This window comes from Actinoplanes sandaracinus (genome assembly GCF_030009775.1).
Lineage (GTDB): Bacteria > Actinomycetota > Actinomycetes > Mycobacteriales > Micromonosporaceae > Actinoplanes > Actinoplanes sandaracinus.
On sequence record NZ_JASCTH010000023.1, the window covers coordinates 62,371 to 84,637 of the forward strand.

The window sequence follows — 22,267 nt, forward strand, 5'->3', positions numbered from 1 at the left end:
GAGCACGGTGATTCAGGTCCCGTTGCCTTACGCGTGCAACATTCACTAGCCTCTGCGCTTGCCCGCACCTGACGAACTCCGGAGCGACTCCAAAGTGAAGATGACCCCACGCCTGCTTGCCGTAGGCGCGTTGGCCGCCGCAACTCTCGCGGCTGGTATCACCGGCATGCTGCCTGCCGGTGCCGCCGAACCCACCTCCGACAATGCGGCGTCCCTGGTGGAAACGTACGACTACCCCGGCGGCGACAAGGTGGACGGCATCCGCCTCATTAAGGGCGACGGCCGCATCATGCTCGTCGGCTGCGACGAAGGTAGAACGTCCGCCGAGGTGTACAGCTACAAGGCTGCCAAACCATACTGCTTCGAATTCAAGGCAGCGACCGGTTTCGTCACCCTTGAACTCGATGAGGTCTACGGCATCCGTAACCACAACGACTTCCCGATCGATGCCAAAATCCGCATCGGCGACCTCGTCAAGCCGCCCGTGACCGTCGAAAAAGACGACTGGAAAGGCGTCGGCGCCGGTGCCGGCGACGGCCAAGCCCTCCTCCTCGAACTCCGCGCCGCGAAGTAAAACCCCGCAGGGGTGACGTCATGCGTTTTGCCGTCGCTTCCGTACCAGTGCTTAACATCGCGTACCGCGACCCGATCCATCGGCTATTGAAAGACCTGGGGTAAATAAATTGGTAAGGCACAACCGGTTGCGGCTGGTCATGGGCGCCGTCCTAGCAGCCTTGGGCACAGGGCTTGCCGCCGGCACGCCGGCGCAGGCCATCGCCGGCAGCGGCGCTGCCCCGGACGGCTCCTACCGCTTCGCGGCGAGGATTGACGTCAGTGGGATGCGTGCCTGTTCGGGTGCTCTGGTGGCGCCGCAGTGGATCGTGACGGCGACGGCCTGTTTCGCTGAGGACGGTAAGCCGGTGACCGCTGGGGCGCCGCCGCGCGCCGCCACGGTGAGCGTCGGCCATGGGACCTCGGCGGCGACGAAGACGACCGTCACCACGCTGGTGCCGCATGCCGGCCGGAATGTGGTGCTCGCGAAGCTGAACACCTGGATCGCCGGCATCGACCCGGTGGCGGTCGGCACGACCGCTCCGGCTGCCGGTGACGTGGTGCGGGCCGCGGGTTACGGCCGTACCGCCTCCGAGTGGGTGCCTGACAAGCTGCACACCGCCACGTTCGAGGTGAAGGCGGCCCGGGCCGGTGCTCTGGATCTGACCCGCAAGGATGCCGCCGCGGGGATCTGCAAGGGCGACGCCGGTGGTCCGTTGCTGCGTGAGGCCGGTGACCGGGTCGAGTTGGTCGCGATCCATCACACCGCCGAGCAGAAGGGCTGCCTCGGCTCGTCCGACACCGGTCAGGACGCGGTCGAGACCCGTTTGGACGATCTCGGTGACTGGCTGGCCCAGACCCGGCCCGACGCGCTGCATGGCAGTGTCCGCTTCGGCCGGGTGACCGGGGTCGCCGGCAAGTGCCTCGACATTCCGAACAGCGCCACCGCCGACGGCACCCGGGTCACGGTGTACGACTGCAACGGCAGCGGCGCCCAGGACGTGACCACACCCGGTGACGGCACCCTGCGGGTATTCGGCAAGTGCATCGACGCCGGTGGCCCGGCGACCGGCAGCATCCCCGGCGACCGGTACCTACACCTGTGGTCCTGCAATGGCACCCCCGCCCAGCAGTGGCAGCAGCGGCCCAACGGCACGCTCTACCAGGTCAACAACGACCGCTGCATCGACACACCCACCAGCAGCAACGGCGCCCGGCTGTACCTGCACGCCTGCCACGGCGGCGACAACCAGAAGTGGGCCATCCCGGCTTTCTCCGGCGCCCGGTTCGGAAAGGTCACCGGCGTCGGCGGAAAGTGCGTCGACATCCCGAACGGCCGTAACCCCAATGGCGCCATGGTCACGCTGTACGCCTGCAACTCCACCTACGCGCAGGACGTCACCCTGCCCGGCGACGGGACGCTGCGACTGGTCGGCAAGTGCGTCGACGCCGGCGGCCCGGCGGTAGGCCCCGACGTCTCCCTCTACCCACAACGGCTTGTGCACTTGTGGTCCTGCAATGGCACCGCTCCGCAGTTGTGGCGCCTCAACTCGGACGGCACGCTCTACAGCAACCTGTCCGGGCCCAACGCGAGCTGTCTTGACACCCCCAACACCAACAACGGCACCCAGCTGTACATCCATCGCTGTAACGGCGGCCCCCACCAGCAGTGGAAGCTTCCGTAAGCCGGCTGGACGACCGAAACAGACGATGGCCGCCACGGTTGTGGCGGCCATCGCTTGTTTCACCTGCTTCGCCTGGATGCCGAATACATACGTCAGTCGCGCAGTGTGGTGTCGGGATGGTGTTGCATGGCGGAGAGTGCCGGGGCCAGGTCGTCGCAGAGGTCGCGGGGGCTTTCGAGTCCGATGTGGAGACGGACCAGCCGGGGTGCGTCCGCCGGCATGGCGAGGGCGCGCAAGTGGTGGGGCACGGCGGGCATGACCAGGCTCTCGAACCCGCCCCAGCTGGTGCCCAGGCGGAACAGGGTGAGGCGGTCGATGAACCGGGTGAACGCGTCCTCGCTGCACGGGGCCAACTCGATGGTGAACGGGCCTGCCGCGCCGGAGAACTGTGAGCGCCACAGCTCGTGGCCCGGATCGGTGTCGAGGGCGGGGTAGAGCACCTGCTGGACTGCGGGTCGCGACCGTAGCCACCGCGCGACGGCGAGAGCCGAGCTCTGGTGGCGTTCCATGCGAACGGCGAGGGTGCGCAGCCCTCGCAGGGTGAGCCAGCACGTGTCCGGGGCGGCATGGGTGCCGTTGCGGTCGCAGTGCGCGCGCACGCCGGCCAGGGCGTCGAGGGTTCCGGTGATGAGCCCGAGCAGTAGATCGGAGTGGCCGTTGATGAACTTGGTCGCGGCGTGGACGGAGATGTCGATTCCCAGCGCGTGCGCGTCGAAGAAGATCGGTGTGCCCCAGGTGGAGTCGCATGCGACGGGCACTCCTCGAGCGTGCGCCGCCGCGCAGACGGCGGGCACGTCCACCATCTCCATCGTCAGCGACGCGGGCGTCTCGACGAACACCAGGCTCGTGGTCTCGCGCAGCAGAGCCGATACGTCGGCGTCGGGGGTGAAGTACTCCACCTCTGTCCCGGACGGGATCAACTCCTTGTCACAGAAGACTCGCGTGGGCCCGTACACGCCCGCGCTGACGAGGATGTGACGTGCGGGGCCGGCGTGCGCGGCGAGCACGGCGGTGATCGCCGCGAGCCCGCTGCTGGTCGCGATGCATGTCTCGGTGTCGGCGAGCTGGGCCATGGCGCGTTGCAGTTCGAACGTCGTCGACGTGCCCGACCTGCCGTAGCGCGGACCGTCGAACACCAGCCCGTCCTGCGCCTTCTTGTACGCGTCGAAGGAGTCGAACACGGTCGTCGAGGTGCGTACCAGCGGAACGCTGACCGCATGGGCGGCGGTCGCGGTCTGCCGAGCGGCGTGGATCAGCAGCGTCTCTTTATCCATCAGATCGTCCTTCGGCGGTGTCGATCGAAGAGGGGCGCGCCGATGTGGGGAGCAGGGTTGGCGAGCACTCTGCGATGGTTTCAACCGCTGACTATGTCCGACTTCCGATAAACTGCCAGATGATGACGGAAGTCCGCCACGAGTCGGTGGCTCCTACCCGGACCCAGTGGCTCACCCCGGGCGGCGAGATCGACGCGCACCGCCACGATGACCACCAGATCATCTATGCCTCGCGCGGCGTGGTCGCCGTCACGACCGATGCCGGATCATGGGTTGCTCCGGGCACCCGCGCCATCTGGGTGCCGGCCGGCACCGTGCACGCTCACCGCGCCCACGGAGATCTCGAGCTGCACCTGGTGGGTCTGCCCGCCGCCGACAACCCGCTCGACCTGACCGCACCGGCCGTGCTCGCCGTCGGTCCGCTGTTGCGCGAGCTGATCGTCGCCTACACCAGCACCACAGGCGAGCAGGGCCCCGAACGCGACAGGCTCCGCGCCGTGCTGCTCGACCAGCTCCGTGCCTCGCCCCAGCAGCCGCTGCATGTGCCCCGGCCCCGCCATGCCTTGCTGCGCGCCGTGTGCGCTCTGCTGCAGGCGGACCCCGGCGACAATCGGACGCTTGCCGACTTCGGCCAGGAGGTCGGCGCGAGCGACCGTACGCTGTCCCGACTCTTCCGCAGCGACCTCGGCATGACCTTCCCGCAGTGGCGCACCCAGCTGCGGCTGCATCACGCGCTGGTCCTGCTCGCCGACGGCAAGCAGGTGACCGCGGTGGCCCACCAGTGCGGCTGGTCGTCGGCCAGCGCGTTCATCGATGTCTTCCGCCGCACCTTCGGCCACACTCCGGGCGCCCACCCCGGCGGACAGGCCGTTGTCAGCCGACCGCCCGAGCGGTAGACGTCGCGTGAGGGCGTTCGCGCCGCCCGGCTCGGGCTGAGGCTCGGCCGGGAGTATCGAGCCGGTGTGCGGATCTAAGCGGAACCGTCGAGGACGGCCGCCTCGGTCCGCCCGCTGGGCGCCTCTGACTTCTGCACCACCACAAGATCCTGCTTGCCGTCGCCGTTCCAATCGGCGACCGCCAGGTCGTGCCGGTGATCCATCGGTCCCATCGCGGTACTGGACTGCAGCAGAGAGCTGCGCAGGCCCGATGCGCCGTCGAGGACCTGTACCTCGGTCTGCCCGCTTGCCGTTGCCGACGTCTGCACCAGTACCAGGTCGGGGCGCCGGTCAGCGTTGAAGTCGGCGGCGAACATCTCGTGGCGCCCGTCAGCGGCGACCGACGTGACCATGGGCGCCCCGAGCTCGCGCTGGAACTGGGACGCGCCGTCGACGACACGCACCTCGGTCTTCTGGCTGGCGGTGCCCGACGTCTGGGCCGCCACCAGATCCAGACGGCCGTCGGCGTTCCAGTCCGTCAGCGAGAATCCCTGGCGGTTCTCCATGGCGGGCAGTCCCGTAGCCGTCTCCAGGAGAACGCGCCGGAAGGCCGATGCCCCGTCGAGAATCCGTAGCTCGGTGCGGCCACTGGCCGTTCCCGACTTGTGCACCGCCACCAGATCCGGGCGGGCGTCGGCGTTCCAGTCCGCCAGCGAGAACTCATACCGGCTGTCGGTCGCACCGAGCGCTGTCACGGTCTGCAGCAGCAGTGACTGGAACCGCGTCGCCCCGTCCATGATCCGCACCTCGGTCCTGCCGGTGGCGGTGTCGGTGCCCTGTACCACCGCCAGGTCGGCGCGGCCGTCGCCGTTCCAGTCGGCCATCGCCAGGTGGTGCCGCTCGTCTGTGGCGGCCAGCCCGGTATAGGTGGTGGACAACGAACGCTGGAATGGGCCCTGCGGTTTCGTGGGCGGCGCGGGTGCGGCAGGCGCGGGTGCGACAGGTGCCGGTGCGGCGGGCTCCGTGGCCGCGGTATCGGCCGGCGGGGCGCCACCCGTCCACAGCGCGTCCACGATCAGTTGGGCGTCGTGCACCTCGGGGGCGTAGGCGCCCGGAATGGCGGATTTCTGAACTCGTTGGCTGATCTGGCCGATGTCGCCGGTCATCCAGGCTCCGCCGGGGTGCTTGCGGATCATCGCGTTCAGGAAGGCGCCGGTGGCGTAGACCGGATCCACCAGCTGGGCCGGGCGTCCCCATCCCTGCGACGGCCGCTGTTGAAACAGTCCCAGACTGTCGTGATCGGTCGCGACGGTGTGGTTGAGCAGGGTGCTCTCGGCGATCACGGTGGTCACCGCGATGACCGCCGCGCGCTGGGGCAGCCTGCGGGCCTGAACCACCCGCACGATGGCGCGGGCGCAGGTGATGCGCTCGCCGGTGACGGCCCGGCCCAGACGGGGGCCGTTCATCGACGGACGCAGGCGGTCCGCGACCGCCCGGTCAGCGGTGGTCACCCCCGCGCTGTGGCACGCGGCAGTGTTGGCCGGGGCCAGCGATGCCGGCGCGGCGGAGACAGGCAGCACGCCGGCGTGGGCGGCGGCAGGCGGGTACAGCGATCCGGCGGTCAGCGCCAGAACGGCAGACGTCCCTAGGGCTGCCAGCCGTCCGGGTATGCGTATCCGTCGTTGGCCTACCTGATCCGCGGGCACGTGCATCGAACCTCTTCCCCAGTGGTGTCGCGCTGCATCAATGTGCCATATCGAGGCTTCGGTGTGGAAGGCGTGGTGCGATACCGCCGACGGCACAAGGGATGTCGTTTGTGGAGCTCGACTGGTCAGGGGCTGCGGCGAGCGATCTTTTCGATATCGCCGCGCCGCGGGCGTGGGCTCTTCTCGGTGTCCCTGGCCCGGGTTGCCTATGAGTGTCGTCCCGCCGACGCCACCGGTGCGACGGCGCGGAGTTCGGCGGTCAGTCTCGTGGCCAGTTCGATGGCGGACTCCGACGGCGATGACGGTGTGGGTTCGAAGAACGTCACCTTCAGCCGGGGGCGTCGCGGGAACCGGGCGATGTCCACGGTCCCGGAGACCGCCGCGCAGACGATGCGGGCCTCCGGCACGGCCTGAGCGAGGCGACCGGCACCGCTGCGGGCACGCAGTTGCCGGCCTTGTGAGCGGGTGCCTTCAGGGAAGATCCCGAGGCAGCCGCCGGCGGAAAGGCACTGCACCGCGGCGTCCAGCGCGTCCGTGTCGGCTTGGCCGCGCCGGACGGGGATCTGTCCCATCCCGTCGAGCACGCGACGCAGTAGCGGATTCTTCCAGAGTGATGCTTTGGCGAGGGCCTGGATCTGCCGCTGCCGCCGGGCGGCGAACGCGATGACCACGGGGTCCCACGCGCTGTCGTGGTTGGCCGGGACGATCGTCGCGCCGTGTGTCGGGAGGTGATGCAACCCAACCACCTCGAGGCGGCCCCACCAGCGGACGATCGGCCCTGCCGCCGCCATGACCGCTCGATAGACCGGCGGGATCCGGCTGGCCTTGTTCGTCGCAGCGGCAGGACGATTGCGCTCCATGACTCACTCTCACTGTCCAGGCCCATGCCGTTTCACCAGCGGACGCTTGCGGATGTGCTCGCGAACGCCGTTCTCCATTGCCTGGACGGCGACTCACCGGCACTTTTTAACAGGTGGAGCAGCCCTCAGCAACGCGACGGCGGCGTGGCGCGGTGATTCCGGGGGTGATCAGGCGGGTGCGGCGGGGCGTACCGGCCCGGCGTCCGGTCGTGGCGAGCACGAGAGTGTGTACGCCGTTGCGGTAGGGAAGGGGTGCTGCCGTCCTCGCCGCCGATGTGGATCAGGTCGTCGCCGTGTCGGCCGGCGCCGGCCGGTCGATGTCGTCGTTGTTCGCGGCCCAACTGGCCAGCAGGCTCAAGGCGTCCTGCGAGGGTGACGCGGGTTCGGCGGTGTAGGTGAGGAGCACCTGGCTGGGGTCGGCGCCGAGGGGGAAGGTCTCGAACGGCAGGTCGAGGTCGCCGACGACCGGGTGGTGGAGCAGCTTCACGCCGGTGGTGTGCATCCGGACGTTGTGGGCTGCCCAGCGGCGGCGGGAGTCCTCGCTGCGAGTGGACAGTTCCCCGATGATGGCCGAGCGGCCCTTGTCGGCCAGCAGCTCCTGCGCTCGAGGCTGCGAGTCCTGACCTATCTGAGCGTTGCCGTCATCATCGGCGTGCTCGGATGCGCAGCCGTGACGGCCGGCTGACCGGCGCGGCCCGTTACCGGTGTGCCGGTGGATCGGCGTCCGCGGTGATCAGGGGGCGCAGGTCCACGCCGTCGCGGGCGGTGAAGACGAGCATCCGCTGTCGGCGGTCGTGGCTGAAGACGACCTCGCAGTCGAGGTCCACCCGGCCCACCGCGGGGTGCAGCAGGGACGTGGTCTCCTGGCGACAGAGACGGACGTCGTGATTCTCCCAGAGCCGGCGGAACTCGGAACTGCGCGCGCGCAGAGTCGCGATCATGTGTTCCGCTTCGGTGGGATCGGGTTCGAGGTCCGCCGCTGCCCGGACACTCGCGACGAATGTCGCGCTCTGAGCGGCATGGACGTCCTCGGGATAGATGCTGCGTTCCTGCGGCATCATGAACCAGCGGAAGTAGCCGCTGCGGTCCAGGCCGGTGTAACGCGTAAGGTCACCGAACAATGCCAAGCACAGTCGGTTCTGCTGCAACGCCTGGGCCAGATTCGAGATGATCATCGCCGGGTTTCCGTCGAGCGCGTGCAGTACCCGGCGCAGACCGGGATCGACGTCGTGGAGGGCCGGCGCCTGCGGCGGCGGGTTGTGACCGATCAGGTGGAACAGGTGGTCGCGCTCATCCACGGTCAGTTCCAGAGCCTGGGAGAGCGCTGACGTCACCTCGGGCGACGGTCGCGGGCCGCGCCGCTGCTCCAACCGGGTGTAATAGTCGATGGAGATGTATGCGCGCTCGGCGACATCTTCGCGGCGCAGCCCCGGTGTCCGGCGGGTCGTGCGGCGAGCCGGGGCCAGCGCGGCGCGACGACTCCGTAGGAAGTCGGCCAGCTCCTCGCGTCTCACCCGGAGATCTTAAGACGTCGCCCCGGGACGCGTCCTGCTGGCACCTCCCCACCAGGGACTGTCGATCCCTGGTACGGCCACGGCCCTCATGTCACCGTTCGACGTCTCGCGGAAATGAGGAGAAGTCGAGTGGTGCTGAAAGTGGACGTGCCGTCCACCCTGATTCACGGCGGTGTGGCGGAGGGCTACGGGCCGGTGGCCGATGCGTTCCGTCGCAACTTCGCGCAGCGACGGGAGATCGGCGCCGCCTGCGCGGTCTATCGCGACGGCCGGAAGGTGGTCGATCTGTGGGGCGGCTATCGCGATGGAACGACGCGCGACCCGTGGGAACGCGACACGATGGTGCCCGTCTTCTCGACGACCAAAGGCGTGTCGTCGATGGCGGTCGCCCTGCTGCACTCCCGCGGTCAGCTGGACTACGACGAACGGGTGGCGGCTTACTGGCCCGAGTTCGCCGCCGCGGGCAAGGCCGACATCACCGTACGCCAGTTGCTGTCGCACCAGGCCGGTCTGGTGACAGTCGACCGTCCACTGGAGCTGCGTGACCTGTCCGGCTCCCCGGCCCTGGCCACGGCGCTGGCGCAGCAGCGCCCGGCGTGGACGCCGGGGGAACGCCACGGCTATCACGGCACGACGCTCGGATGGTACGAGAGCGAACTCGTCAGCCGGGTCGACCCGCAAGGACGTCACCTCGGGCGGTTCTTCGCCGACGAGGTGGCGGCGCCGCTGAGCCTCGACTTCCACATCGGCCTGCCGGACGACACCGCCAGGTGCCGCGTCGCCCGGATCCACGGCTTCCGGACCTGGGAGATGATGCTGCACATCAAGGCGATGCCGCCCGCGTTCGCTCTCGCGTTCGCCAACCCGCGGAGTCTGAGCGCCCGCGCCTTCGGCAATCCGCGGGTGCTCCGTGTGCCGGAGAACATCAACCGGCCCGACGTGCAGGCCGCGGAGATTCCCGCCGTCAACGGCATCGGGCTGGTGCGTTCGATCGCCCGCCTCTACGGCGATGCGGCGGCCGGTGGCGCCGAGCTCGGACTCACCACCGCGACGCTCGACGAGCTGAAGAGCCCGGCGAGAACGCCGTCGCGAGGGCTCGCCGACCAGGTCCTGCGACTGCCGACCCAATATTCCCTGGGGTACGTGAAGCCGTTCCCCGCGTTCCGGTTCGGCTCCGCTTCGGGTACGGCATTCGGCACGATGGGCCTGGGCGGCTCGTTCGCCTTCGCCGACCCGGACACGGGTACGGGATTCGCCTACGCCATGAACCGAACCGGCTTCCACCTGTGGGACGACCCCCGCGAGGTGGCGCTGCGCGACGCGTTGTTCAGCAACGTACTCGGTGAGATGCCGCAACGTCCCGACGCGACGGCCGCCCGCTGAAACAGCGGGCAGCCTACGCCGAAGTCCGATCGCCGCGGGTCGATCGCGACGGGCGCATCGCGGACTAGACTCGGCCGCTGGCAGGAAGCAGCTACCGGTGAGGGAGCGCACCATGCCCTGGGAAGCAAGCATCGCGGCGGACCTGGCCGGAGCCCGCGAGATCGACGTCATCGTTCCGGCGCCGGAACGTCCGGTGGTTCGCGCACCGATCTGGATCGTCGCCGTCGACGGCGACCTCTACGTGCGGTCGTGGAAAGGCGAGGCGGGCCGCTGGTACCGGCGAGCGCACCGGTACGGCACGGGCTCGCTCGCCATGGCCGGACGGGAACACCCGGTGCGCTTCGTGCCCGCCGCGGAACCCGGCCTGGATGCCAGGATCGACCAGGCCTATCTGCACAAGTACGGCGACTCCTCATACGCGCCGGCAATGACGCGCCCACCGGCAGCCGGCACCACGATGCGGGTCGAACCAGCCTCCTGACCGAGGCGCCGGCGGCCAGGCGCCGGCCGAGATCCGCGCCCGGTCGTGCACGGGCGCGGTGTCGGCCTCACCGAAACCCGTGCCGCTTGGTCACCCGCTGGTCGAGCACGGCGCGGAGGGCGCGCATGGCGAGTAACAGGTCAAGTTTGATCTTCGCCACCGGGACGCCGCGGTCGGCCGCGACGTCCGCCAGGGAGGCGCCGCCGTAAAACGTTCGGAGGATGAGCTCGCGGTGTTCGGTCGTGAGTTCCTTCATCGCCGCGACGACCGTGGCGGCGGGCGCCCCGCGAGCCGGGTGCGGCCCGGGAACGAACGCCGGCGTGGCCGGGTGCGTCGGCGGGCGGTCGCCGTGCCCGGCGGGGGCGTGGCGTTCACCGTCGTGGAGCACGGCACGGGCCATCAGAACCAGCCACGCCCGGACCGCCGAGGCACGCCGGGGGTAGCGCGCCGGGTCCTGAGCCGCCCGGTAGAGCGTTTCCCTGAGCACGGAATGAGCGACGAACTCGTCACCCTGCGTAGCGCGAAGCATGTAGGCGCTCAGTGCTGCACGATGCGGCTCGACCAGCCGGTCGAAAGTCTCCGCAGCGCGCTCAGCACTGGATCGTGCGGCTGCGCCGCCGGGCGTGGACACGAACAGATCGGCGTGCCGAATAGGCCCCTGACTTGCGGGAACGCCTCCGAATCCGGTGTCTGAAGAGCCAGGCGCCGTCCGATCGGCGGCGTGGCGGCCCATTCCGGACTCCTTCCACTCGAGGTCATGTGCGTGCGTATCCATACTCCGGAACCGGACTCTCGGTGAACACGGGGAAAGTACCCGGATTACTACGGGTATACCGTCGCCAGCTGGTCGGCGGGGGACATCGCGGTCCGGTCCGCCGCGGGTGACACACCAGGGAGCACGCGGGCGGGCCGACCTACTACCGTGCCTCTATGAGTACCGCCCTGACCGCGCGCGGCACCATCGGAAATCTCCCCGCTGAACTGACCAGTTTTGTCGGCCGACGGCACGAGGTGACCGACATTCGGCGCATGCTGTCCGCCAGCCGGCTGGTCACGCTCACCGGCGCGGGCGGGGTCGGCAAGACCCGGCTCGCTCAGCGCGTCGGCGCCGAGCTGCGCCGCACCTTTCCCGACGGGGTGTGGTTCGTCGGGCTCGCCGAACTGCACGACCCGGACCTGGTCGCGGTCACCGTGGGCGAGGCGCTCGGCCTTCGCGAGGACACGGTCGGTCTGGACCCGTCCGGGCTCGCCGCTTTCCTGGCCGACCGGCAGGCGCTGCTGATCCTGGACAACTGCGAACACCTCGTCGGCGCCGTCGCCGACCTCGCCGAGACCCTGCTGCGGGGCTGCCCTGAACTGCGCGTCCTGGCGACCAGCCGACAGGCGTTGCGGCTCGACGGCGAGGCCAGCCTGGCCGTACACCCCCTGTCGGTGCCCGGCGCCGCTGTCGCCTGCAGCCTCGCCGACCTGAGGAAATACGAGTCGGCCAGCCTCCTCGTCGACCGGGCCACGGCGGTGCTGCCCAGCTTTGAGGTCACCGAGGCCAACTGCGCCACGATCGTACGGCTCTGCCAGGCGCTCGAAGGTATGCCGCTGGCGATCGAACTCGCCGTGGCCCGGCTCCGGGTACTTTCCCTCGACCAGATCCTCGACCGGCTGACCGATCGATACCAGCTGCTCACCACGGGTTTCCGCAACGCGCCGCCGCGGCAGCAGACCCTGCGCGCGCTGATCGACTGGAGCTGGGACCTCTGCTCCGACGCCGAACGCGTCCTCTGGTCGCGGGTGTCGGTCTTCTCCGGCGGATTCGAGCTCGACGCGGCCGAGGCGGTCTGCGCCGACGACCGGCTGCCCGTCGAGACCATCCTCGACCTGATCGCCTCGCTGGTGAATCAGTCAGTGCTGATCCGGGCCGGGAACGGCACGGCGCGGTACCAGATCCTCGAGGTCACCCGCGAGTACGGCGCCGCCAAGCTGTCCGCGGCCGGAGAGCACGAGGTGATGGCCCGCCGGCATTGCCAGTGGTTCGCCGACCTCGCCGCGCACGCCGACCGGACATGGGTCGGCCCGCAGCAGACGGCCGTCATGCAACGGCTGCGCCACGAGCGCGCCAACCTGAGGGTCGCGCTGGAGTACGCGACCACCTCGGGGCCGCCGGAGACCGCTTTGCGGTTCGCCGCCGACCTGCAGAACCACTGGTTCGTCCGGGGCTACTTCTCCGAGGGGAGTCACTGGCTCGACCGTGCGCTGGCGATGCCGGCGCCCCGGCACTGGACCCGGGTGAAGGCCCTGCGGGTCGCCGCGTGGATCGCCGGCATCCAGGGTGACAGCGACCGGGCCGGCCCGTTGCTCGCCGAAGCGGTGGCGCTGGCCGAGGCGCTGCCGGCCTCGCCCGAACGCGCTTACCTGCCGCTGATCGAGGGCGTCTTCATGATGTGGTCGGGCGACCACGCCCAGGCGCTGCCGTTGCTGGAGCGGGCGCTCGTCGCGTTCCGGGGGCTGAACATCCGCAACGGCGAACTGTGGACGCTGATCGTTCTGGGGCTCTGCCGGGGCATCGCCGACCAGCCGTCCAGCGGCTATCCGGATCTGACCACGGCCAGGGATCTGGGCGCGGCCAGCGGCGAGGTGTGGTGGCAGTCGTTCGGGCTGTGGGCGCTGAGCGTGCTGCGCTGGCGGGACGGTGACTACGCCGGCGCCACCGCGTCGGCCAAGGAGAGCCTGGTGGTCGGCAAGGCGGTGGAGGGCGAGCAGTTCGCCGTCGGGCTGGCGGTGGAGTCGCTCGCCTGGATCGCCGCGCGTGAACACCGCGACCAACGGTCCGCCATGTTGCTCGGCGCCTCCAAGCGGATGTGGCAGGAGATGCACACGTCGCTGGCGCCGTTTCGCGTCCTCCAGGGCTGGCACGACGAGGTGGTGGGCCAGGTGCGGTCGCGGCTCGGCGCGGCCGCGTTCTCGGCGGCCACCCGGCGTGGCTCCGAGCTGTCCACCGCTGACGTGGTCGCGATGGCGCTGGAGCGGCAGCCGCGCGTGCGGGTGCCGGAATCGCCGGTCGACGCCACCGCCGGCCTCGGGCTGACCAAGCGGGAGCGCGAGGTCGCCGCGCTGATCGCCGAGGGCCTGAGCAACCGGGACATCGCGGCCCGGCTGGTGGTGGCGCAGCGCACGGCCGAGGGCCACGTGGAAAACCTTCTGAGCAAGCTCGGCTTCACCTCCCGGACCCAGGTGGCCGGCTGGCTGGCGGCCCAGAAGCAGTCGTCCCAGGAATGACCGCGATGCGCTGATCAAAGGCTGTCCGATCGGTCACCTGACAGGTCGGTCGGATGAATGGCCGGGTTCGTTCCGGGCGGAGCTTCCGCCCGGCCGAGGGAGCCGGCGCGCCCGGGCGGGGTGATGCACTGGGTGCCCCCCGACACCATCCGCCCGGAGGCTTCATGCTGACCACCGCTTTCCGCCGTCATCTCATGGCCGAGGTGGTCATCGGGGCGGTGTTGATCGCGGCCTGTACGGCCCTGTTGCCCGGCCCCGCCGCCGGCGCCCCTCCGGGCCCGGCCGCGGTCGGTGCCACACCGGTCGTCCTGAACCAGCCGGCGGATCCGTTCCTCGGCAAGATCACCCCGAGTGCGAACGCGGACACCCAGGGTATGTACGCGCCGCAGGTCGCCACGCCGCTGGTGGCGATTCACGCGGTGCTGCTGCCCAACGGCCACGTCGTCAGCTACGGCTCTCCCGTGGGCGAGGCCCGGCAGGGCGGCCTGGCCTACGACGACTGGAACCCGGCACTCGGGACCGGGACGGCCAGCCACCGCCAGGTGGCCTCGATGCACGCGTACGACAGCTTCTGCAACGCGCTGGAGATCCTGCCCGACGGCCGGGTCCTCATGGTCGGCGGCAACACGACGACCGCGAGCATGGTGTACGACCCGGCGACCGGCAACCAGGCCATGGGCGCCCCACTCGCCCGGCAGCGCTGGTACGCCTCGGTGGTGCGGCTGCCCGACGATCGCATGCTGGTGCTCGGCGGCGGCGACTACTACAACACCAACGCCTTCCGGAATCCGAACGACAACAGCGGTGTGGCGACCGTCCCCGAGATCGGCACCGGCACCGGCGCCTGGACCTCGCTGACCGGGGCCGCCAGCACCGTCGCCTTCGGCGCGAAGGACAACCGCTGGTGGTACCCGAGGGCGACGATCGCCCCGGACGGCAAGGTCTTCGGGGTGTCGAACGACCAGATGTGGCGGCTCGACCCGGCCGGCACCGGCGCGGTGCGTTCGCTCGGCACTCTGCCGCAGGGCATCGGCGTCTCCGGCTCGTCGGTGATGTACGCGCCCGGCAAGATGCTCTACGCCGGCGGCGGCCAGCGGTTCAACGAGACCGCCGAGGTCGCGACCAACGCCGCGACCACGGTGGACATCAACGGCGCCAACCCGGTGGTCACCCGGGTCGCTCCGATGCGGTACGCCCGGAACTGGCTGAACCTCACGGTCCTGGCCAACGGCGAGGTCCTCGCGAACGGCGGCACCCGGGTCGGCACCCAGGCCGGCGCCGCCAACTCGATCACCCGGTCGGAGATCTGGAACCCGGCCACCCGCCAATGGCGTAGCGCCGCCTCGGCGCAGCGCACCCGCACGTACCACTCGGTGGCGTTGCAGTTGCCGGGCGGCTCGGTGCTGACCTCCGGCGGTGGCCTCCCCGGGCCGGTGGACAACTTCAACAGCGAGATCTACTACCCGGCGTACCTGTTCACCCGCAGCGGCTCCACGGTGCGCTGGGCCGACCGGCCGGAGATCCGCACGATGGGCGGCTCGGCGGCGTACGGCGGCACCCTGTCCCTCGGCATGAGCGACACCCGGCGGATCGCGTCGGCATCGCTGACCAGCCTGGGCCGGGTCACCCACTCCTACAACACCGACCAGCGCCAGGTGCCGCTGACCATCAGTCAGTCGGGCGCGACGGTACGGGTCACGCTTCCCACCAACCGCAACGTGCTGCCGCCGGGCTCCTACCTGCTGCAGGGCGTGGACCACAACGGCGTGCCCACCCCGGCGCAGATCATCACGCTCAAGGGCGACGGCACGGCCGGCACGGTCACCGTGTACGAGCCGGAACAGGGCCAGGCCGGCACTCCGGGAGGCAGCGCGGAGCCGGGCACCGTTCCGCTCACCGCGGGCACCACGGTTGGCCTGGAGGCGGCCAGCCATCCCGGCTACCGGGTGCGGCACCAGGACTTCATCGGCAAGTTGTCCGCCGTCGGCCCCCGCAGCAGCATGCTCGCCCGAGCGGACTCGTCCTTCCGGGTACGCGCCGGTCTGGCGGGCACCGGCTGCGTGTCGTTCGAGGCGGCCAACTACCCCGGCTACTTCCTGCGACATGAGAACTCCCGGGCCTACCTGCGGCGCAACGACAACTCGGCGGCGTTCGCGGCCGCCGCGACGTTCTGTCCGCGCACCGGGTTGACCGGGCAGCACACGTCGCTGGAGTCGTACAACATGCCGGGCAGATATCTGCGGCACCGCAACTTCGCCATCCACCTCGACGCCTTCGACAACTCGGCGCAGGCCCGCAAGGACGCGACCTTCGTGGTACGTGTGGCGCTGGGCGGCTAGGTCGGCACGCGAATCGCTACGGCACGCCGATGAGCCGCAGGACCCCCGGCCGGATCGTGACCGTGACCGGGGCACTGCCGAGCGACTCGCCGTCGGCGTACACCGGTAGCGGACGGTCCGCGGTGACAGTGATCGTCCGGGCCCGGCGGGTCTCGATGCCGGGCAGCTCCAGGTGGGTGCCGTGCCGCAGAGCGGCGAGCGCCCGCAGCATCCGGTGGCGCGGCAGGTCGCCGACGGTGACCACGTCCAGCAGGCCGTCGTCGATGCGGGCGTGCGGCGCCACCCGCAGGCCGCCGCCGTACCACGGGGCGTTGGCCACGACGACGGTGTGCCCGGTGAACGGCATGGTCTGCCCGTCGACGGTCAGCGTGTACTCCACCGGGCGCCAGCGCGCGATGACGGCCAGGCCGGCGAGCTGGTACGCGATCGGGTGGCGCGGCAGCCGGCGCCGGTTCGCCAGGTGGTTGGCGGCCGCGTCGATGCCGGCACACACGCTGCCGAGGATCACGCGACCGCCGGCCTGCGCCACGTCGACCGGCCGGCTGGGCAGCGTACGCAGGGCCCGAGCGGCGTCGGCCGGATCGGCCGGCAGCGGGGCGCTGCGGGCGAGATCGTTGCCCCGCCCCGCGGACACGACCGCGAAGTCGGCCCCCGAACCGGCCAGACCGGCGGCGACCGCGCCCGCGACGCCGTCGCCGCCGACCGCCAGAACGGTGTGCCCGGCGGCGGCGGCCGTGGCGGCGAGCCCGGTGGCGTGGTCGAGCGAGCGGGTGTACGACACGGTCACCGCGGCGCCGCTCTCCCGGAGCGCGCGCGCCAGGTGGGTGATGCGGTGGGCCGCGGTGCCCGCACCGGCCGCCGGGTTGACCACGGCGGTGAAGACGTCGCGGTTCATGGCAGCAGAATGCCGGGGTTGAGGATGCCGTGCGGGTCGAGCGCCCGTTTCACGCCGAGCAGGGCGGCGACGCCGACGTCGCCGATCTCGCGGGTGTACCAGGGGCGGTGCACGCGGCCGACACCGTGGTGGTGGGTGATGGTCGCCCCCGAGGCGGCGATGGCGTCGCCGGCCGCGGCCTTGGCCGCCCGCCACTGCGCGACCGGGTCTTCGGCCTGGGCGGCGACCACAGTGAAGTAGAGCGAGGCGCCGCTGTCGTACACATGGGAGATGTGGCACAGCACCAGCGGTGGCGTGCCGGAGCTGGAGAGAGTCCGCACCAGCGCGTCGCGCACGGCGGCGTAGGTCGCGGGCAGGCGGTCCCAGAACGTGGCCGTCTCCAGCGTCTCGGCGATCGCTCCCTCGTCGAGCAGGGCGTCGCGCAGGTAGGGCGCCCGGAAACGCCCCGCCTGCCACGCCTCACCGGGCGCGGCGCCCAGTGGGGTGCCACCGAGCGCGGTCAACCGTCGTCCCAGCGCGGCGCTGCGGTCGGCGACCTCCTCGGCGGTGCCCTCGACGCCGACCACGGCCAGGCAGCCGTCGGCCTGCGGACCGCCGGTCGCCGCGTTGATCGCCGTCTCCGTCTCGTCCGACAGCCGCAGCACCGTGGGCAGCGGACCGTCCTGGGCGAGCGCGCGGACCGCGTCGGCGCCGGCGTCGAACGACGGGAAGCTCCATCCCGCGTAGTCACGGGCCTGCGGGGCCGGACGCACCCGGACGGTCAGCTCGGTGATCACCCCGAACGCGCCCTCCGAGCCGAGCAGGAGCTGGCGCAGGTCGGGGCCGGCGGCCGACTCCGGGGCCCGGCCGGCGTCGAGCAGACCGATCGGCGTGGCCGCTCGCAGGCCGACGACCATGCGGTCGAACCGCCCGTACCCGGCGGAGGCCTGGCCGCTGGACCGGGTGGCGGCGAAGCCGCCGAGGCTGGCGTACTCGAAGGACTGCGGGAAGTGCCCCAGGGTGAAGCCCTCGGCGGCCAGCAGTTCCTCGGCCCGTGGCGCGCGCACGCCGGCCTCGAAGGTGGCGGTCCGTGAGACCCGATCGAGGTGCACCAGGCGGTCGAGTGCGGCGAGGTCGACGGCGAGCACGCCCGCGAAACCCTCGCGGCGGGCGGCGAGGCCACCCACCACCGAGGTGCCGCCGCCGAACGGCACGACCGCCACCCGGAGCTGCGAGCAGGCGGCCAGCAGGTCAGCGACCTGCTGCTGGGTGGCCGGCCGGGCCACCGCGTCGGGCGCGTCATCGGCCCGCCCGGCCCGCAGCCGCAGCAGGTCCTCGGTGGACTTGCCGGCCGCGTGTGACAGCCGGGCCTCGTCGCCGGTCGACACCACCGGGCACGCCGCACGCAGCCGCTCCAGCGCCGTCTCGCTCAGGGTGACGGCCGGCAGTTCGGCGGTCGACGCGGCCGGGCGGGGGCCGGACACGCCGAGCGCGGCGCCGAGCAGATCGCGCACGTCGGAGGGCAGGCTCACCGCGGCAGCGGGGGCACCCCATCGAGCAACGCCGAGCATCTCATTCATGGGTTACACTGTGACACATGACGTCCATTCGTCACACCCCCGGAATTCGAACCGATGAAGACGCCCTCCTCGACGCGGCACGCGACTGCGTCCTCGCCGTGGGCCTGCGCCGGACCACGCTGACCGACGTGGCCCGGCGGGCCGGCGTCTCCCGGATGACCATGTACCGGCGCTGGCCCGACATGGCGACGCTCGTCGCCGACCTGATGACCAGGGAGTGGGGCGAGCTGGCCCTCCAGGCGCAGGCGACCGCCACCGGCCGGCACACCCGCGAGCGCCTGGTCGACGGGCTCGCCAACGGAGTCCGGCGACTCCGCGAACACCCGGTGTTCCGCCGCATCGTCGAGCTGGACCCCGAGGTGCTGCTGCCCTACCTGGTGGACCGGCGCGGCACCAGCCAGGACCGGATGCTCGCCGCACTCCTCGCCACGATCGCCGAGGGCCACGCCGACGGCTCGGTGCGGTCCGGCGCACCCGAGCCGCTCGCCGCCAGTCTGCTGCTGACCCTGCACGGTTTCGTCATCTCCGCCGGCACCATGACCGACCAGGTCACCACCGCCGGCCTCGACAGCGAGCTGCGCCTGCTCCTCGACCGATACCTGGCGCCGTGAACACCGCCGCGACCGCGCTGACCGCCGAGCGCCGCGCCCGTGACCTCGCTGAGCTGGCCGGTGGCCAGACCGTGGACCTGCTCGTCGTGGGCCTGGGCGTCACCGGGGCGGGGGTCGCCCTCGACGCCGCCTCCCGCGGGCTCACCGTGGCCGCCGTGGACGCCCACGACCTCGCGTTTGGGACCTCCCGGTGGAGCTCCAAACTCGTGCACGGAGGGCTTCGCTATCTGGCCGGCGGTCACGTCGGTCTGGCGTACGAGAGCGCCGCCGAACGAGACGTGCTGCTGCGCCGCGTCGCCCCGCACCTGGTCACCCCGCTGCCCTCCGTGCTGCCGCTGACCACGCTGACCTCCGCCGTGCCGGCGACGCTGGCCCGCCTCGGCTTCGCCGCCGGTGACCTGCTGCGGGCCGCGGCCGGCACCCCCGCCGGCACCCTGCCCCGGTCTCGCCGGATCGCGCCGGTCGAGGTGCACCGGCTGGTCCCGGCGGTGCGGCGCAGCGGCCTGCGCGGTGGCCTGCTCGGCTGGGACGGCCAGCTCGTCGACGACGCGCGGCTGGTCGTCGCGCTGGCGCGTACCGCCGCCGGGCACGGCGCCCGGGTGCTCACCCGTTGCCGGGTGGAGCAACTGCACGGCCGGGGCGCTACGGTGCTCGACACGCTCACCGGCGAGCACCACGAACTGCGCGCCCGCGCCGTCATCAACGCCACCGGTGTCTGGGCGGACCGGCTCGACCCGGGAATCCGGCTGCGCCCGTCCCGCGGCACGCACCTCGTGCTGCGCCCCGGCGCCCTCGGCCGGCAGCTCGCCGGCCTCACCGTGCCGGTCCCCGGCACCACGAACCGGTTCGTGTTCGTGCTGCCCCAGCAGGACGGCTACAGCTATCTCGGGCTGACCGACGAGCCTGTCGAGGGCCCGGTGCCGGACGTCGCCGAGCCGAACGCCGCCGAGCGGGGATTCCTCCTCGACGTCCTGGCCACAGTGCTCGACACACCGCTGTCGGACGCCGACGTGGTCGGCGCGTTCGCCGGTCTGCGCCCCCTGCTCGCCGGCGCCGCCGGAAGCACGGCCGACCTGTCCCGGCGACACGCGGTGCGTGTCTCCCCGGACGGGATGACCACCGTCGTCGGCGGCAAGCTGACCACATACCGGCGGATGGCCCGCGACGCGGTGGACGCCGCCCTCACCGCGGCCGGACTGCCCGTGGGCCGGTGCCGTACCGCCTGGCTGCCCCTGGTCGGCGCCGCGCCGGCGCAACACCTGGCCCGGCTGGGCGCGCCGGCCCGGCTCGTCGCCCGCTACGGAACCGAGGCCGCGGAACTGGTCGCCCTCGCCGACCGCGACCCGGACCTGGCGCGCCCGGTCGCCGAAGGCCTCGCGGTGACCGGTGCGGAGCTGCTCTGGGGGGTGCTCCGGGAGGGCGCGCTCGACGCGGACGACCTGCTCGACCGGCGCACCCGTATCGGTCTGGTGCCGGCCGACCGCGACCGCGCCCGGCCCGCCGCCGAGGCGATGATCGAGCGAGGCAGGGCGGCGACCGCCGCCTGAGCACCGTTCGCACCAGGTCAAAGAGTGCGCCGCAGGCAGCGGGTTCAGGCGGTCTGGCCGGGTGCCTGATCGCTCTTGGTGACCGGGTTCGTCCTCGTCCGGAAGCCCGGGCCCGGAGTGGCCTCGATGTCGGTCGCCCGGACGTGGTGATCGTGTTCGCACCGGACCTGCACCGACAGGGAGCCGCCGCAGCCGCGGTGGCGGGTGAGGACGGCCGGGCCCGCCGGGTCGGCGCGGTACCGGTCGCCCCATTGCAGGAGGCCGAGCACTGCCGGCACCAGGTCGTTGCCTTTGGGGGTGATCGCGTACCGGGATCGGCTGCGGGCGCCGTCCTCCTGGTAGGGCTCGGTGGCCAGGATGCCGTGCTCGACGAGTTTGCGGAGTCGTTCCGCGAGCAGGTTGCGGGGGCAGCCCAGCATGCGGTGCAGGTCGGTGAAGCGGGACGAGCCGTACCAGATCTCCCGGAGGACCAGCAGGGTCCACTTCTCGCCGACCACTTCCAGGGTGCGGGCGATCGAGCAGTTCGCCGTGTCCCGGTCGGCGAAGGGATCGGTGGTCGTGTCCATGCCCACAGCCTACCTTCTGGGTTTACTTTTTATACTCAGGTGGTGATGGTCGGGACCGATACAGATCTCGGCGCCGCGGCGATCCTCACGCCACCCCGGACGGCGCTGTCGAGACGGAGAGAATGATGAAGGCTTTCGTGGTGGACCGTTACGGCGACGCTGACGGCGTGCAGCCGCGAGACGTGCCGGACCCGCAGGTGGGCGACAGCGACGTGCTCGTCCGGATCCACGCGGCGAGCATCAACCCCCTGGACCTCAAGACACGTGCCGGAGACCTCAAGGTGATCCTGCCGTACCGGGTGCCGTTCGTCCTCGGCAACGACCTCGCCGGCACGATCGTCGCCGTCGGGGCGCGTGTCACGCGGTTCGCCGTCGGTGACGAGGTCTACGCCCGGCCGGACCAGAACCGGATCGGCGCGTTCGCGGAGCTCATCGCGATGAACCAGGACGACGTGGCCGCCCGACCGGTCACCCTCACCGCCGAGGAAGCCGCCTCCCTCCCGCTGGTCGGCCTCACCGCCTGGCAGGGCCTGGTCGAACGAGCGAACCTGCGGCCGGGTCAGAAAGTCCTCATCCACGCCGGTGCCGGCGGCGTCGGCACCATCGCCATTCAGCTGGCGAAACATCTCGGCGCTCAGGTGGCCACGACCGTGAGCGGCGCGAAGGTCGACCTGGTCGGGAGTCTGGGCGCTGATGTCGTCATCGACTACCAGAAGCAGGCGTTCGAGACGATCCTGCGCGACTACGACGTCGTTCTCGACACCGTCGGCGGCGTGACACTGGAGAAGTCGCTGCGGGTGCTCAAGCCGGGCGGGATCGTCGTCAGCGTCGCCGGACCGCCCGACCCCGCCTTCGCCAAGGAACTCGGCGCCAACCCTGTCGTCCGGCTGGCCATGGCCGCCTTGAGCTTCCGGATCCGGCAGCGCGCCCGGCGCCACCACGTAACGTACTCGTTCCTGTTCATGAAGGCCAGCGGTGACCAGTTGCGCCACCTCGGTTCCCTCGTCGACGCCGGGACGATCCGGCCCGTCGTGGACCGGATCTTCGACTTCGAGGCGACCCGTGACGCTCTGGCGTATGTCGAGGAGGGGCGCGCCAAAGCGGGCAAGGTCGTCGTCCGGATGTCGCCGTAACGCCCGCCGGCCCGGGG

Annotated in this window: 19 protein-coding genes; 10 read left to right on the plus strand and 9 right to left on the minus strand. The window is 71.2% G+C overall.

Annotated features, from left to right (window positions below; translation table 11 throughout):
• Nucleotides 1-58: 58 nt before the first annotated feature.
• Together QLQ12_RS30860 and QLQ12_RS30865 are read left to right on the plus strand one after the other, a co-directional pair.
• The gene (locus QLQ12_RS30860; protein ID WP_282764029.1) at nt 59-574 is read left to right on the plus strand and encodes a hypothetical protein; all 516 of its coding nucleotides are present in this window, start codon (nt 59-61) and stop codon (nt 572-574) included.
• Between the two features lie 160 nt (nt 575-734).
• On the plus strand, nt 735-2,237 hold the full coding sequence (locus tag QLQ12_RS30865; protein ID WP_282764030.1) for a ricin-type beta-trefoil lectin domain protein: 1,503 nt from the start codon (nt 735-737) through the stop codon (nt 2,235-2,237).
• A 92-nt stretch (nt 2,238-2,329) separates the two neighbouring features.
• On the opposite strand, the gene QLQ12_RS30870 is transcribed toward QLQ12_RS30865, so the two are convergent.
• On the minus strand, nt 2,330-3,511 hold the full coding sequence (locus tag QLQ12_RS30870) for a trans-sulfuration enzyme family protein (RefSeq protein ID WP_282764031.1): 1,182 nt from the start codon (nt 3,509-3,511) through the stop codon (nt 2,330-2,332).
• A 122-nt stretch (nt 3,512-3,633) separates the two neighbouring features.
• On the opposite strand from QLQ12_RS30870, the gene QLQ12_RS30875 reads away from it, so the two are divergent.
• Nucleotides 3,634-4,407 (plus strand): AraC family transcriptional regulator, encoded by a 774-nt coding sequence (locus QLQ12_RS30875; RefSeq protein ID WP_282764032.1) that lies wholly within the window; start codon nt 3,634-3,636, stop codon nt 4,405-4,407.
• Nucleotides 4,408-4,481: 74 nt separating this feature from the next.
• Here QLQ12_RS30875 and QLQ12_RS30880 read toward each other — a convergent pair whose 3' ends face one another.
• The 4 genes from QLQ12_RS30880 to QLQ12_RS30895 all read right to left on the minus strand — a co-directional run bounded on the left by QLQ12_RS30880 (nt 4,482) and on the right by QLQ12_RS30895 (nt 8,466).
• A complete protein-coding gene (locus tag QLQ12_RS30880) occupies nt 4,482-5,897 on the minus strand; it encodes an FG-GAP repeat domain-containing protein (protein WP_282764033.1) in 1,416 nt (471 codons plus the stop codon).
• Between the two features lie 401 nt (nt 5,898-6,298).
• Nucleotides 6,299-6,952, minus strand: coding sequence for a lysophospholipid acyltransferase family protein (locus QLQ12_RS30885; protein WP_282764034.1), 654 nt, complete (start codon nt 6,950-6,952; stop codon nt 6,299-6,301).
• A 280-nt stretch (nt 6,953-7,232) separates the two neighbouring features.
• Nucleotides 7,233-7,670 (minus strand): MmyB family transcriptional regulator, encoded by a 438-nt coding sequence (locus QLQ12_RS30890; protein ID WP_328518325.1) that lies wholly within the window; start codon nt 7,668-7,670, stop codon nt 7,233-7,235.
• Nucleotides 7,651-8,466 (minus strand): helix-turn-helix transcriptional regulator, encoded by an 816-nt coding sequence (locus QLQ12_RS30895; RefSeq protein ID WP_282764035.1) that lies wholly within the window; start codon nt 8,464-8,466, stop codon nt 7,651-7,653. The genes QLQ12_RS30890 and QLQ12_RS30895 overlap by 20 nt, the downstream gene beginning before the upstream one ends.
• 129 nt (nt 8,467-8,595) lie before the next feature.
• Between QLQ12_RS30895 and QLQ12_RS30900 the strand changes: the two genes are divergently transcribed.
• Both QLQ12_RS30900 and QLQ12_RS30905 read left to right on the plus strand, forming a co-directional pair.
• The gene (locus QLQ12_RS30900) at nt 8,596-9,849 is read left to right on the plus strand and encodes a serine hydrolase domain-containing protein (RefSeq protein ID WP_282764036.1); all 1,254 of its coding nucleotides are present in this window, start codon (nt 8,596-8,598) and stop codon (nt 9,847-9,849) included.
• 112 nt (nt 9,850-9,961) lie between these two features.
• On the plus strand, nt 9,962-10,330 hold the full coding sequence (locus tag QLQ12_RS30905; protein WP_282764037.1) for a DUF2255 family protein: 369 nt from the start codon (nt 9,962-9,964) through the stop codon (nt 10,328-10,330).
• A gap of 67 nt (nt 10,331-10,397) precedes the next feature.
• Here the strand turns inward: QLQ12_RS30905 and QLQ12_RS30910 are convergent, their stop codons facing one another.
• Nucleotides 10,398-10,859, minus strand: a complete 462-nt coding sequence (locus tag QLQ12_RS30910) for a sigma-70 family RNA polymerase sigma factor (protein ID WP_282764038.1) — start codon at nt 10,857-10,859, stop codon at nt 10,398-10,400.
• A gap of 401 nt (nt 10,860-11,260) precedes the next feature.
• On the opposite strand from QLQ12_RS30910, the gene QLQ12_RS30915 reads away from it, so the two are divergent.
• Together QLQ12_RS30915 and QLQ12_RS30920 are read left to right on the plus strand one after the other, a co-directional pair.
• On the plus strand, nt 11,261-13,600 hold the full coding sequence (locus QLQ12_RS30915) for an ATP-binding protein (RefSeq protein ID WP_282764039.1): 2,340 nt from the start codon (nt 11,261-11,263) through the stop codon (nt 13,598-13,600).
• A gap of 164 nt (nt 13,601-13,764) precedes the next feature.
• Nucleotides 13,765-15,939: an AbfB domain-containing protein gene (locus tag QLQ12_RS30920; protein WP_282764041.1), complete on the plus strand. Its 2,175-nt coding sequence runs from the start codon at nt 13,765-13,767 to the stop codon at nt 15,937-15,939.
• 16 nt (nt 15,940-15,955) lie between these two features.
• On the opposite strand, the gene QLQ12_RS30925 is transcribed toward QLQ12_RS30920, so the two are convergent.
• On the minus strand, nt 15,956-16,834 hold the full coding sequence (locus tag QLQ12_RS30925) for a diacylglycerol/lipid kinase family protein (protein ID WP_282764042.1): 879 nt from the start codon (nt 16,832-16,834) through the stop codon (nt 15,956-15,958).
• Nucleotides 16,831-18,393 carry an FAD-binding oxidoreductase gene (locus QLQ12_RS30930; protein WP_282764043.1) on the minus strand — a complete coding sequence of 521 codons (1,563 nt, stop codon included), beginning with the start codon at nt 18,391-18,393 and terminating at the stop codon, nt 16,831-16,833. The genes QLQ12_RS30925 and QLQ12_RS30930 overlap by 4 nt, the downstream gene beginning before the upstream one ends.
• A gap of 17 nt (nt 18,394-18,410) precedes the next feature.
• Here QLQ12_RS30930 and QLQ12_RS30935 point away from each other — a divergent pair, with 17 nt between their 5' ends.
• Together QLQ12_RS30935 and QLQ12_RS30940 are read left to right on the plus strand one after the other, a co-directional pair.
• Nucleotides 18,411-19,004: a TetR/AcrR family transcriptional regulator gene (locus QLQ12_RS30935; RefSeq protein WP_282764044.1), complete on the plus strand. Its 594-nt coding sequence runs from the start codon at nt 18,411-18,413 to the stop codon at nt 19,002-19,004.
• The gene (locus QLQ12_RS30940; RefSeq protein ID WP_282764045.1) at nt 19,001-20,551 is read left to right on the plus strand and encodes a glycerol-3-phosphate dehydrogenase/oxidase; all 1,551 of its coding nucleotides are present in this window, start codon (nt 19,001-19,003) and stop codon (nt 20,549-20,551) included. The genes QLQ12_RS30935 and QLQ12_RS30940 overlap by 4 nt, the downstream gene beginning before the upstream one ends.
• A 44-nt stretch (nt 20,552-20,595) precedes the next feature.
• Here the strand turns inward: QLQ12_RS30940 and QLQ12_RS30945 are convergent, their stop codons facing one another.
• Nucleotides 20,596-21,117 (minus strand): winged helix-turn-helix transcriptional regulator, encoded by a 522-nt coding sequence (locus QLQ12_RS30945; protein WP_282764046.1) that lies wholly within the window; start codon nt 21,115-21,117, stop codon nt 20,596-20,598.
• 125 nt (nt 21,118-21,242) lie between these two features.
• Here QLQ12_RS30945 and QLQ12_RS30950 point away from each other — a divergent pair, with 125 nt between their 5' ends.
• Nucleotides 21,243-22,250: an NADP-dependent oxidoreductase gene (locus tag QLQ12_RS30950; RefSeq protein WP_282764047.1), complete on the plus strand. Its 1,008-nt coding sequence runs from the start codon at nt 21,243-21,245 to the stop codon at nt 22,248-22,250.
• Nucleotides 22,251-22,267: the final 17 nt, after the last annotated feature.